Source organism: Heyndrickxia vini, from assembly GCF_016772275.1.
Lineage (GTDB): Bacteria > Bacillota > Bacilli > Bacillales > Bacillaceae_C > Heyndrickxia > Heyndrickxia vini.
Genome location: NZ_CP065425.1, coordinates 93,345 through 106,894, shown reverse-complemented (window position 1 = coordinate 106,894; position 13,550 = coordinate 93,345). Strand labels below are relative to the sequence as shown.

The following is a 13,550-nucleotide window of genomic DNA, read 5'->3' as shown; positions in this document are numbered from 1 at the left end:
GGTTTATTTTATCACCAGCTCATGTAAGTTAAAAGGAACCTCTTGAAACTTTATTTAAATCATCGCGAAATATTTCCCACTTATTTTTGTTCCAAAAGAATGACCGCCATTGCGGCAATCCCTTCTCCTCTTCCAGTAAACCCTAATTTTTCAGTTGTTGTAGCTTTTACATTGACTTGCTCAATTTCACCTTCTAAAAGCTCTGCAATTCTTTGGCGAATTTCTTCTATATATGGAGCCATTTTAGGTTGTTGAGCAATAATTGTACAATCAATATTTCCCAAACAATATCCCTTTTGTTTAACTAACTTCCATACATGCTTTAAAAGTACGGCTGAATCAGCGTCTTTGAACAGAGGGTCTGTATCCGGAAAATGCCTTCCTATATCGCCTTCACCAATGGCACCTAAACTCGCATCGGCAACTGTGTGTAATAATACATCCGCGTCGGAGTGACCTAATAACCCCTTTTCATAAGGTATGTGGACTCCTCCGATAATAAGTGGTCTTCCTTCAACTAATTGATGGACATCATATCCTTGACCTATTCGAAACATCTGCAAGTATTCTCCTTTTATTCTGTTTTTTCTTTTGCTATGTTAAGCTTGGTTATTGATTTTTGTTCCCATCGACATGGCATCAATTTCAACATTGAACTTTAGCAAAGGCTTTTCTTTAAATTGTATTTATTATTTCATAACAGACCTTTTCTTTAATATAGCTTCGGCAAAATAAAGATCCTCTGGAGTTGTTAACTTAATATTATCATAATCTCCAGTGACGACATTGACTGAATAACCTAGTCGTTCCACAAGGGAAGATTCATCCGTTCCAAGGAAGTTTTCTCGATGAGCCTGTTGATGTGCGCGAAAAAGAATCGAAAAACGAAAAGCCTGTGGAGTTTGAACCTGCCACAAGCTTGAACGCTCTACCGTCTCCATTACTTGGTGTTGATCGACCTTTTTAATCGTGTCTTTTACAGGTACAGCAGCAATCGCGGCACCATGTCTATGCGCTTTCTCCACTAATTGATGAATAACGCTTAATTTAATAAAAGGCCTAGCACCATCATGGACAAGTACAATTTCTGTATTTTCTACTGCCTGTAGACCATTGTACACACTAAACTGTCTCTCAGTACCACCATAAACGGTTTTTATTTTCTCTTTCATAGGACGTGTTTTTAATAATTCTTTAAATATCCGCTCATCATCAGGTTGAATCACTAAAATAATTCCTTTGCAGTTTTGATCATGGAGGAAAACATTTATCGTATGAAGAATGACTGGCTGTTCTTGTAATTCCAACAATAATTTGTTTTTCCCTACACCCATTCTTTTTCCTTGCCCAGCCGCAGGAATGATTACCTGATAATCCATATAATATACTCCTATTATTATAATGCTTTCTCTAATAGCTTCGGCTTAGCGAATATCATTCTTCCCGCTGATGTTTGCAATACACTTGTAACTAAAACATCAATTCGTTTACCAATATAGTTTCTTCCTTCTTCAACTACAATCATCGTACCATCATCTAAATAAGCGATTCCTTGATGATATTCTTTTCCATCCTTAATTAGTTGAACATTTAACTCTTCTCCTGGAAGAACTACCGGCTTTACTGCATTCGCTAAATCGTTAATATTTAAAACTTGTACACCTTGAAGATCACAAACTTTGTTAAGATTGAAATCATTCGTAACAACAATTCCGTTTGTTAACTTTGCAAGCTTGATTAACTTACTATCCACTTCTTGAATATCTTCAAAATCGCCCTCATAAATCTGAACCTCGATTGGGAGCTCCTTTTGGATACGTTTTAAAATATCTAATCCACGGCGACCTCGATTTCTCTTAAGCGCATCAGATGAATCTGCTATATGCTGCAACTCTTCTAACACAAATTGGGGAATAACTATGATTCCATCAAGGAACCCCGTTTGACATATATCTGCAATTCTCCCATCTATAATGACACTTGTATCTAAAAGTTTCAATGATTTTGATTCCTTGACTTCTTCTTCTGACTCAATTGAACTTTTCTTTTTTTGACGTGTAGGAATGGTAAATAAACTCATAAGTTCTTCACGCTTTTTAAAACCTACCTGAAAACCTACATACCCAAGAAGTAATGTTAATAGGATCGGAATGACTGTATTTAAAATTGGAATCTCCATATGATTAAAAGGAATTCCGAATAAATATGCGACAAAAAGACCAAAAATTAAACCAAGACTTCCGGATATGATTTCCGTAATTGGAGCTTTAACAATTGAATCTTCAAACCACTTTACAAAACCCACAACATAATCTACAGCCCAAAAAGAAATAAAATAAAAGATAATAGCGCCCAAAATAGCTGTAACATATGGATTATTAATCGCAACTTGATGGGATAAATTCAATAGTTTCAGAAGCTCGGGCAAAAGAAATATCCCAAGTGTCCCACCAATGATAATAAAACAAGCTTGAACAATACGTTTTAACATTTCTTCACCTCCTTTATTCATTATAAACAATTTCTAAAGTTTAAAACGTTTGATTCATGAATATTTTTAGAATGTAATCTTTTAGACATGGTTTCGTTATATTGATAAAATTTTATACACATTTAATATTAACTCCTCGTAGTTTCTACAATTGACGATCAGCGAATGTTTGTTCTTTAATCAATTTTAAACCTTCTTTAATTTTCCTTGCTCTTACCTCGCCAATTCCCTCCACATCATCAAGGTCATCGACGGTTGCCTTTAAAACATTAGGCAAAGTATTAAATTGATTAATGAGATTCTCTATAATGGATATAGGTAGCCTTGGTATTTTATTCAACACTCTATATCCTCTAGGACATACATGATCATCTGGATGAATATAGTTGTTAAAACCAAGTAATTTCATAATGACATTATCATCTAATACCTCTGAACTAACTAAATCTTGAAAACGTAGTAGCATTTCAATTGGTTTTAATTGATTTACATATGCATAGTCGCGAATAATGAGCATCGCTTCTTCTTCAATATCAGTTAACAATTCCTTCATCTGCAGACGAACTAGTCTACCTTCTGATCCTAATTCATTTAAATAGGTTATTAACTCCTTTTTTATTCTAATAACCATTTCTACTCGATGTAGTACTTGTAATAAATCACCGTAAGTAACTAATTCTTCAAATTCTAATACCGACAAATTCGCGATGCTCTGGTCTAAAACCATCTTATACTTTTCTAACGTTTGAATTGCTTGATTAGCTTTCGTTAATATTACGCCAATATCCTTTAAAGCGTAGCGAAAATTCCCTTGATATAACGTAATGACATTACGTCTTTGTGAAATGGCGATAACTAAAGACTTTGTTTGCTTTGCAACCCTTTCAGCGGTTCTATGCCGCATTCCAGTTTCTGAGGAGGATATAGACGAATCCGGTGCAAGCTGAGCATTTGCAATTAATATTTTATTTCCCGATTCATTTAAAATTATGGCACCATCCATTTTAGCTAGTTCATATAAATAACTGGGACTAAACACACAGTTAATCGTAAATCCACCATCAACAATGGTTTTTATACGATCATTATATCCAAGAACGATCAATCCACCTGTGTTTGCACGCAAAACATTATCTATTCCTTCACGTATCGGTGTACCGGGGGCAATTAACTGTAAGATTTCAGACATGGATTTTTGTTGAAGCTTTTTTTCATCCATTCAGTCATCCTCCTAGTGCATGTTGTAATGCTTCCTGAACAGTTGAAACTCCTATTACTTGTATTCCTTGAGGTATTTTCCATCCGCCAAGATTATTTTTTGGCAAAATGATTCTACTAAACCCTAATTTTGCTGCCTCCTGAACACGTTGTTCAATTCGAGAAACTCGTCTTACTTCTCCCGTAAGACCAACCTCTCCGACTATACAATCATCCGCATTAGTTGGCTGATCACGGAAGCTGGATGCAATACTAATAATAATTCCTAGGTCAATCGCCGGCTCATCTAACTTTATTCCCCCAGCAACTTTTAAATAAGCATCATGGTTTTGCAATAATAACCCAACTCTTTTTTCTAATACAGCCATCAATAATGTCACACGATTATGATCTATGCCCGTTCCCATTCTCCTTGGCATTCCATATATAGAAGGGGATATAAGGGCCTGAATTTCTACGAGAACCGGCCTCGTTCCTTCCATTGAGGCAACCACAGTTGACCCAGATGCTCCCTTCGACCGTTCCTCCAAAAAGATTTCCGAAGGATTATTTACTTCTGTAAGTCCAAACTCCTTCATTTCAAAAATTGCCATTTCATTTGTAGAACCGAATCGGTTTTTAACCGCCCTTAATATTCGATATGAATGGTGGCGCTCACCTTCAAAGTAAAGCACTGAATCTACCATATGCTCTAAAAGTCTTGGACCAGCAATTGATCCCTCTTTCGTAACATGCCCAACAATAAAAATTGCAATACCTTTTGTTTTTGCAATTCTCATTAATTCAGCTGTACACTCTCTAACCTGCGAGACACTGCCGGGTGCAGAAGTTACCTCTGGATGATAAATTGTTTGGATGGAATCAATTACAACAAATTGCGGAGTAATTTCTTGAATGGTTTGATGAATCGCTTCAAGATTGGTTTCGGAAAATACATAAAGAGTTTCTGATGAAATATCAAGACGATCCGCACGGAGTTTTGTTTGTTTAACGGATTCCTCACCTGATATATATAATACCTTGTGACTATGTTTAGATAATTGAGATGATACTTGAAGAAGAAGTGTAGACTTTCCAATTCCAGGGTCTCCGCCAATTAATACAAGTGATCCTGGAACCACTCCCCCGCCCAATACTCTATTAAGCTCTTTTAATTCAGTAAGGACTCTTTCTTCTTGCTCAGAGACAATCGAAGTTATAGGAGTTGCTTTTGCTAAACCACCTCCAGGAGAATGCAAAAATGCTCCTTTTCGAGGTTTACCAGTTATTTCAACTTCCTCCACCATTTTGTTCCATTCATTACATCCCGGACATCTTCCCATCCATTTTGCAGATTCGTACCCGCATGACTGGCAAATAAATTTTGTTGTCTTTTTTGCCATATTTTACTTCCTCTCTATATATCTATGCTTTTCTGGCATAGTAATTCCCATCACTAATAAAAAAGCACATGCGAAGCGTCTTTATTGAAACTTACTATTCATGCACTTATCTAATTTCTTTTACAAAAAAGTTATTATGCTTATAGACGAATACATCATGCATTTAGTTTCATTTATTAGCAAGTTCCATTACAAAAAATGGAACTTGCTTATTTTCAACGATTTTCATGTACTACTATTATTATATAATTGTTTCGGTTACTTCAGATGGTCTAACGATAAATTCCCCTTCTTGTACGTCAATAATTACCTTTTGGCCTTCAAGTATAACTCCTTTTAACAGCTCTTCGGACAAACGATCCTCAACATGCTTCTGAATAGCTCTTTTTAATGGTCGAGCTCCATATTCTGGATCGTAACCTTCCTCCGCTATCTTTTCCTTTGCTGCTGCAGTTAGTTCCAATTCTATATCTTTTTCCTTTAATCGCTTAACTAATTGATCAGATAATAATGAAACGATATTTCTTAAATGCTCTTTTTCGAGTGCATGGAAAACAATAATTTCATCAATACGGTTTAAAAACTCAGGACGAAAGGCTCTTTTAAGTTCATCCATTACTTTACCTTTCATATCTTTATAATCCTGATTTCCATCTTGAATGTTAAACCCAACATATTTGTTCCTTTTTAAAGATTCTGCACCTACATTTGAAGTCATGATAAGCACTGTATTCCTAAAGTCGACCGTGCGTCCTTTTGAGTCTGTTAAACGTCCATCCTCTAACACTTGTAAAAGTATATTAAACACATCCGGATGTGCTTTCTCAATCTCATCAAGTAAAATAACAGAATATGGTTTACGGCGTACTTTTTCAGTTAATTGTCCACCCTCTTCGTATCCAACATATCCGGGAGGAGACCCCACAAGTCTTGATGTAGAATGTTTCTCCATGTATTCAGACATATCGATACGAATCATTGAATCTTCATCACCAAACATCGCCTCTGCCAATGCTCTGGCTAACTCAGTTTTACCAACTCCAGTTGGACCAAGGAATACAAATGAGCCTATTGGCCGTTTTGGATCTTTCAACCCTGCTCTCGCACGACGAACAGCTTTAGAAACAGCTTTCACTGCTTCCTCTTGACCAATGACTCGTGAATGTAAAATTTCTTCTAGTTTTAATAATTTTTCCGTTTCAGTCTGTGCTAATTTAGATACAGGTACACCAGTCCAGTTAGATACAACTGTTGCAATATCTTCGACTGTTACTTCACTATTTTCTTGACCCTGTTTTTCTTTCCACGATTTCTTTGTTTCTTCTAATTTTTCTCGAAGTCGTTGCTCAGAATCTCTTAGTGAGGCTGCCTTTTCAAATTCCTGACTTTGTACCGCAGCATCTTTTTCTTTCCTTATTTCCTCCAAATTAATCTCTAATTCCTTTAAGTTAGGTGGTGTCGTATAGGAGCGTAATCGCACTTTTGACCCTGCTTCATCAATTAAATCGATAGCTTTATCCGGTAAAAATCGGTCAGAAATATAACGATCAGATAACTTCACCGCAGCTTCTATCGCCTCGTCTGTAATCGACACACGATGATGAGCTTCATAACGATCCCTTAACCCTTTTAAAATTTGTATAGACTCATCAGTTGAAGGTTCATCTACTTGGATTGGCTGGAATCTCCGTTCTAAAGCGGCATCCTTCTCGATGTATTTACGGTACTCATCTAAGGTTGTGGCACCAATACATTGTAATTCTCCTCTTGCTAAAGATGGTTTCAAAATATTTGAAGCATCGATTGCACCTTCTGCACCACCAGCTCCAATGAGAGTATGAAGCTCATCAATAAACAGAATGATATTGCCCGCTTGGCGGATCTCATCCATCACCTTTTTTAAACGGTCTTCGAATTCCCCCCGATATTTTGTACCTGCTACTACAGTACCCATATCCAGCGTCATGACTCTTTTATCACGAAGTGTTTCGGGTACTTCGTTATTAACAATTTGTTGAGCGAGTCCTTCTGCAATAGCAGTTTTACCCACACCAGGTTCACCAATTAACACAGGATTGTTTTTTGTACGTCTGCTAAGAACTTCAATAACTCGTTGAATTTCCTTGCTCCGACCAATGACAGGATCTAACGTCTCTTCCCTTGCTATCGCTGTTAAATCACGTGCAAGACTATCCAAGGTCGGTGTATTTGCATTTGCAGTGCTTCCTCCCTGATGACTTCCTGCTTCATTACTTCCCAAGAGCTGAAGGACTTGTTGTCTTGCTTTATTCAAGCTAACTCCTAAATTATTTAAAACTCTTGCAGCAACGCCTTCTCCTTCACGAATAAGACCAAGCAGTATATGCTCTGTGCCAACATATGAATGACCTAATTTTCTAGCTTCATCCATTGATAGTTCAATTACCTTTTTGGCTCGAGGGGTATAATGAACCGTTTGTCCGGAATCCTGCCCTTTACCAATTAAATTTTCAACCTCAATTTGAATTTTTTCTGGACTCAATCCAAGTCCATACAATGCTTTTGCCGCAATCCCTTCACCTTCTTGAACTAAACCAAGAAGAATATGTTCTGTGCCAATATTATTATGTTTTAACCGTATTGCTTCTTCCTGTGATAGCGCCAATACTTTTTGAGCCCTTTCAGTAAATCGTCCAAACATCATTACGATCTCCTCCTAGCCATTATTTACTTCTTCAAGTTTTAATCGCTCTCGAATTAGCGTTGCCCGACGTATGTCTCTTTCATGGGGACGAAGAGGTCCACCTGCATATTGTTGTAAAAAACCAGGTTGAGTTAATATCATTAATTCATTAAGTATATTTTTAGATACATTTTTTATATATCCTGTATCTATTCCTAAACGTACATCAGATAAGCACTGCGCCGCCTCTTTAGACTCAATAATTCGACTATTTGATAATACTCCGAAGGAACGATATACTTTATCTTCTAATTGTATGTTTGAGGTTTTAATCAATGCTTCTCTAGCTGACCTTTCTTGTGCTATTATTTGCTGCACCACACTCATCAAATCTTCTACAATATCAATTTCTGTTTTACCAAGGGTAATTTGATTTGATATTTGAAAGATGTTTCCTAATGCTTCGCTTCCTTCTCCGTAAATTCCTCTAACAACCAAACCTAATTGGCTAATTGCTGGAATAATTCGATTCATCTGTTGAGTTAAAACCAAGCCGGGTAAATGAACCATAACCGATGCCCTCAGACCAGTACCTACATTAGTCGGACAACTTGTAAGATACCCTAACTTTTCGCTAAAAGCATAATCAATATGTTCCTCCATTAAATCATCGATTTTGCTTGCCTTTTCGAGTGCCTCCTTCAATTGCAGGCCCGGAAATAAGCATTGAATTCGAATATGATCCTCTTCATTAATCATGATGCTTACATCCTCTTCGCTTGTTAAAATAACAGCACCATGTGATGATTCATCTGCTAAATTCGGACTGATAAGATGTTTTTCAACCAAAACCTTTTTCTGTAAGGTTTGTAAATCGTCCATTCTTAGTAATTCCATATTATTTTCATGAAATGACTCGGATTGTAAAGCAGTCTCTACTTTAGCAATTATTTCCCTTGCCTCCTCGTTACTAAACAAGGTTGGAAAATTAAATTGTTTAAAATTCCTCGCTAAGCGTACTCTAGAACTTAATACTATATCAGAATTAGGTCCTTCTAAATTCATCCATGCACTTACAGCTTGGTTAACAAACCTTTCCAGGCTCATGAAGTTTCACTCCCTTCATTGAGAAGTGAGCTCTCCAAAGCACGAACTTGATCTCGAATTTCTGCAGCTTTTTCAAATTCCTCACTTTTTATTGCATGTTGTAAATCAAGTTTCAATTGCTGTATCTGTCTTTTTATATGAACTGTTCCCCCTATTCTTTTAGGAAGCTTTCCGTGATGTTCAAGATTTCCAACATGCAGTCTTTTAATGATTGGTTCTAAACGCCCGCTAAAAGCATCATAACAATGAGCACATCCAAAGCGACCAATATTTACAAACTGTTTAAAAGTCATTTTACAATTTGGACATTGCAGGATTTCATTTTTTTGAATTGTTTCCTGCTTTGCCTGTTGGAACACCGGGTCAAAATTCAATAGCCCAGCTAAAATATTATTAATCGAAAATCCTGGTTCTCCTTCGAACATAAACATTTCACCTTTTTCCTGAGCACACTTATCACAATAATGGATTTCAGTCTTTTCTCCATTAATGATTTTGGTGAAATGTAGGGTTGCCGGTCTTTCATTACATTCCTGACAGATCATTACATTCACCTCTACAATTATTTATATTTCAATGACATCAACATTGCGCTTAGCATTCGTGATCTAAGTTGATCTCTTTCTGGAAGATCAATATATAGGACTGATCGGTCCATCACACTTAGCATAATTTTAGCTTCCCTTTCGGTAATAACCTCTTCTTCCACTAAACGCATAATGACATCTTCTGCATTTGCTTGAGATATTCTTGTTTTTACTAATCGCAATAAATGGTCAATTAAATGTGCCTGGTCATGTGGTCTTACTTTTATAATTCGAATATACCCTCCACCACCTCTTTTACTCTCAACTAAATAACCTCTTTCTATAGTAAATCTTGTATTGATTACGTAGTTAATTTGTGAGGGTACACATTGAAATTTATCAGCCACTTCACTTCTTTTAATTTCAACAATTTCACTGCCATTCATTTCTAAAACTTGTTTTAAATAACCTTCAATTATATCTGATATGTTTTTCATCAAGTCCACCTCCTCCTCCGAGTTGACTTTGACTATATTTGACTTTAATTATACATGAATTAGTAAAAAAAATGCAATTAGAATGTTTATTAAAAATAGTTTTGCCAAGAAGATGAAGATTAAAACTGAAATACTAAATAATAGTGGAAGGGCACTCTTACTAAGGTGCGATAAACTTTAGCGGGAGGAGTTTTGAATGGTCTTTCTGTTTTTTTGATTGGTTTTGAGCTTTTCATAATTGGTTTGTTAATTATTTTGATCGGTTGCTCTTTATTTAATTCGTTTCTGACCTTTTTTGATTGGTTTCTATCTTTTTTTGATTGGTCCTTTTACTTGTTCGATTGATTTGTAGTCTTTTTTTATTGGTCTTTTTATTTTTGCAAATTGTTTTATCAGGGACTGTCTTTTTATTGCTTTTTATATATAAAAACAAAAAAACACGGAGCATACACTCCGTGTTTCATTTGCCTGGCAACGTCCTACTCTTGCAGGGGGAGAGCCCCCAACTACCATCGGCGCTGAGAAGCTTAACTTCCGTGTTCGGGATGGGAACGGGTGTGACCTTCTCGCCATAATTACCAGACTATAAAAATTTTAGGGTTTGTTCCCTCAAAACTAGATAGATGAGAAATACTTCGTAATAACATTGAATCAAATTAGGATAAGTCTTCGACCGATTAGTATTCGTCAGCTCCATGTGTCGCCACACTTCCACCTCGAACCTATCAACCTGATCATCTTTCAGGGGTCTTATTTAGATAAACTAAGGGAAATCTCATCTTGAGGGGGGCTTCATGCTTAGATGCTTTCAGCACTTATCCCTTCCGCACATAGCTACCCAGCGATGCCTTTGGCAAGACAACTGGTACACCAGCGGTGCGTCCATCCCGGTCCTCTCGTACTAAGGACAGCTCCTCTCAAATTTCCTACGCCCACGACGGATAGGGACCGAACTGTCTCACGACGTTCTGAACCCAGCTCGCGTACCGCTTTAATGGGCGAACAGCCCAACCCTTGGGACCGACTACAGCCCCAGGATGCGATGAGCCGACATCGAGGTGCCAAACCTCCCCGTCGATGTGGACTCTTGGGGAGATAAGCCTGTTATCCCCGGGGTAGCTTTTATCCGTTGAGCGATGGTACTTTCCATGCGGAACCACCGGATCACTAAGCCCGACTTTCGTCCCTGCTCGACTTGTAGGTCTCGCAGTCAAGCTCCCTTGTGCCTTTACACTCTGCGAATGATTTCCAACCATTCTGAGGGAACCTTTGGGCGCCTCCGTTACCTTTTAGGAGGCGACCGCCCCAGTCAAACTGCCCGCCTGACACTGTCTCCCACCCCGATCAGGGTGCGGGTTAGAATTTCAATACAGCCAGGGTAGTATCCCACCGACGCCTCCACCGAAGCTGGCGCTCCGGCTTCAAAGGCTCCTACCTATCCTGTACAAGCTGTACCAAAATTCAATATCAGGCTGCAGTAAAGCTCCACGGGGTCTTTCCGTCCTGTCGCGGGTAACCTGCATCTTCACAGGTACTATAATTTCACCGAGTCTCTCGTTGAGACAGTGCCCAGATCGTTGCGCCTTTCGTGCGGGTCAGAACTTACCTGACAAGGAATTTCGCTACCTTAGGACCGTTATAGTTACGGTACCGCCGTTTACTGGGGCTTCAATTCAAAGCTTCGCTTGCGCTAACCTCTCCTCTTAACCTTCCAGCACCGGGCAGGCGTCAGCCCCTATACTTCGCCTTGCGGCTTCGCAGAGACCTGTGTTTTTGCTAAACAGTCGCCTGGTATATATCACTGCGGCTCTCTCGGGCTTGCACCTAACAGAGCACCCCTTCTCCCGAAGTTACGGGGTCATTTTGCCGAGTTCCTTAACGAGAGTTCTCTCGCTCACCTTAGGATTCTCTCCTCGCCTACCTGTGTCGGTTTGCGGTACGGGCACCTTTCACCTCACTAGAGGATTTTCTAGGCAGTGTGGAATCAGGAACTTCGGTACTATATTTCCCTCGCCATCACAGCTCAAGGTACATGGTGACGGGATTTGCCTCGTCACCCCTCTAACTGCTTGGACGCGCTATTCCAGCAGCGCGCTTACCCTATCCTCCTGCGTCCCCCATCGTTCAAACGGTGAAGAGGTGGTACAGGAATATCAACCTGTTGTCCATCGCCTACGCCTTTCGGCCTCGGCTTAGGTCCCGACTAACCCTGAGCGGACGAGCCTTCCTCAGGAAACCTTAGGCATTCGGTGGAAGGGATTCTCACCCTTCTTTCGCTACTCATACCGGCATTCTCACTTCTAAGCGCTCCACCAGTCCTTACGGTCTAGCTTCTCAGCCCTTAGAACGCTCTCCTACCACGGACACCAGACGGTGTCCATCCACAGCTTCGGTGATACGTTTAGCCCCGGTACATTTTCGGCGCAGAGTCACTCGACCAGTGAGCTATTACGCACTCTTTAAATGGTGGCTGCTTCTAAGCCAACATCCTGGTTGTCTAAGCAACTCCACATCCTTTTCCACTTAACGTATACTTTGGGACCTTAGCTGGTGGTCTGGGCTGTTTCCCTTTTGACTACGGATCTTATCACTCGCAGTCTGACTCCTAAGGATAAGTCATTGGCATTCGGAGTTTGTCTGAATTCGGTAACCCGATGAGGGCCCCTAGTCCAAACAGTGCTCTACCTCCAAGACTCTTACCTTAAGGCTAGCCCTAAAGCTATTTCGGAGAGAACCAGCTATCTCCAAGTTCGATTGGAATTTCTCCGCTACCCACACCTCATCCCCGCACTTTTCAACGTGCGTGGGTTCGGGCCTCCAGTAAGTGTTACCTTACCTTCACCCTGGACATGGGTAGATCACCTGGTTTCGGGTCTACGACCTCAAACTCATTCGCCCTATTAAGACTCGCTTTCGCTGCGGCTCCGCCTCTTCAGCTTAACCTCGCTTGAAATCGTAACTCGCCGGTTCATTCTACAAAAGGCACGCTATCACCCGGCGTCTTTCCGAAGGAAATACGCATAGGGCTCTAACTACTTGTAGGCACACGGTTTCAGGTTCTCTTTCACTCCCCTCCCGGGGTGCTTTTCACCTTTCCCTCACGGTACTGGTTCACTATCGGTCACTAGGGAGTATTTAGCCTTGGGAGATGGTCCTCCCTGCTTCCGACGGGATTTCACGTGTCCCGCCGTACTCAGGATCCACTCTGGAGGGAACGAAGTTTCAACTACAGGGTTGTTACCTTCTTTGACGGGCCTTCCAGACCTCTTCATTTACTTCGTTCCTTTGTAACTCCGTATAGAGTGTCCTACAACCCCAAGAGGCAAGCCTCTTGGTTTGGGCTTCTTCCGTTTCGCTCGCCGCTACTCAGGAAATCGCGTTTGCTTTCTCTTCCTCCGGGTACTTAGATGTTTCAGTTCCCCGGGTCTGCCTTCCATACTCTATGTATTCAAGTAAGGATACTACCCCATTACGGGCAGTGGGTTCCCCCATTCGGAAATCTCCGGATCAAAGCTTGCTTACAGCTCCCCGAAGCATATCGGTGTTAGTCCCGTCCTTCATCGGCTCCTAGTGCCAAGGCATTCACCGTGCGCCCTTACTAACTTAACCTAAAAAGGTTGTTTATTACTTACTTAATGGATTCATCCATAAAGTGGCGATTCTCGG

The 13,550-nt window shown here is 39.9% G+C and carries 9 protein-coding genes and 2 rRNA genes; all 11 read right to left on the bottom strand.

Annotated features, from left to right (window positions below):
- Positions 1 to 80: 80 nt before the first annotated feature.
- Entirely contained in the window at positions 81 to 557 is a 477-nt protein-coding gene (ispF, locus tag I5776_RS00555; protein WP_202778532.1) for a 2-C-methyl-D-erythritol 2,4-cyclodiphosphate synthase, read from the bottom strand.
- 132 nt (positions 558 to 689) lie between these two features.
- Positions 690 to 1,379, bottom strand: coding sequence for a 2-C-methyl-D-erythritol 4-phosphate cytidylyltransferase (gene ispD, locus I5776_RS00550; RefSeq protein ID WP_202778531.1), 690 nt, complete (start codon positions 1,377 to 1,379; stop codon positions 690 to 692).
- Between the two features lie 17 nt (positions 1,380 to 1,396).
- Positions 1,397 to 2,491 carry a PIN/TRAM domain-containing protein gene (locus I5776_RS00545; RefSeq protein ID WP_202778530.1) on the bottom strand — a complete coding sequence of 365 codons (1,095 nt, stop codon included), beginning with the start codon at positions 2,489 to 2,491 and terminating at the stop codon, positions 1,397 to 1,399.
- Positions 2,492 to 2,636: 145 nt separating this feature from the next.
- On the bottom strand, positions 2,637 to 3,710 hold the full coding sequence (gene disA / locus I5776_RS00540; protein ID WP_202778529.1) for a DNA integrity scanning diadenylate cyclase DisA: 1,074 nt from the start codon (positions 3,708 to 3,710) through the stop codon (positions 2,637 to 2,639).
- Positions 3,711 to 3,714: 4 nt separating this feature from the next.
- Positions 3,715 to 5,091: a DNA repair protein RadA gene (gene radA, locus I5776_RS00535; RefSeq protein ID WP_202778528.1), complete on the bottom strand. Its 1,377-nt coding sequence runs from the start codon at positions 5,089 to 5,091 to the stop codon at positions 3,715 to 3,717.
- A gap of 241 nt (positions 5,092 to 5,332) precedes the next feature.
- Positions 5,333 to 7,774 carry an ATP-dependent protease ATP-binding subunit ClpC gene (gene clpC / locus I5776_RS00530; protein WP_202778527.1) on the bottom strand — a complete coding sequence of 814 codons (2,442 nt, stop codon included), beginning with the start codon at positions 7,772 to 7,774 and terminating at the stop codon, positions 5,333 to 5,335.
- A 12-nt stretch (positions 7,775 to 7,786) separates the two neighbouring features.
- Positions 7,787 to 8,860 (bottom strand): protein-arginine kinase McsB, encoded by a 1,074-nt coding sequence (gene mcsB / locus I5776_RS00525; RefSeq protein WP_202778526.1) that lies wholly within the window; start codon positions 8,858 to 8,860, stop codon positions 7,787 to 7,789.
- Positions 8,857 to 9,405: a protein-arginine kinase activator protein McsA gene (gene mcsA / locus I5776_RS00520; RefSeq protein ID WP_202778525.1), complete on the bottom strand. Its 549-nt coding sequence runs from the start codon at positions 9,403 to 9,405 to the stop codon at positions 8,857 to 8,859. Before mcsA ends, mcsB begins: the two co-directional genes overlap by 4 nt.
- A gap of 17 nt (positions 9,406 to 9,422) precedes the next feature.
- The gene (locus tag I5776_RS00515; RefSeq protein ID WP_202778524.1) at positions 9,423 to 9,884 is read right to left on the bottom strand and encodes a CtsR family transcriptional regulator; all 462 of its coding nucleotides are present in this window, start codon (positions 9,882 to 9,884) and stop codon (positions 9,423 to 9,425) included.
- Between the two features lie 466 nt (positions 9,885 to 10,350).
- A 5S ribosomal RNA gene (gene rrf / locus I5776_RS00510) occupies positions 10,351 to 10,467 on the bottom strand.
- Between the two features lie 74 nt (positions 10,468 to 10,541).
- Positions 10,542 to 13,493 (bottom strand): 23S ribosomal RNA (locus tag I5776_RS00505).
- Between the last annotated feature and the right edge of the window lie 57 nt (positions 13,494 to 13,550).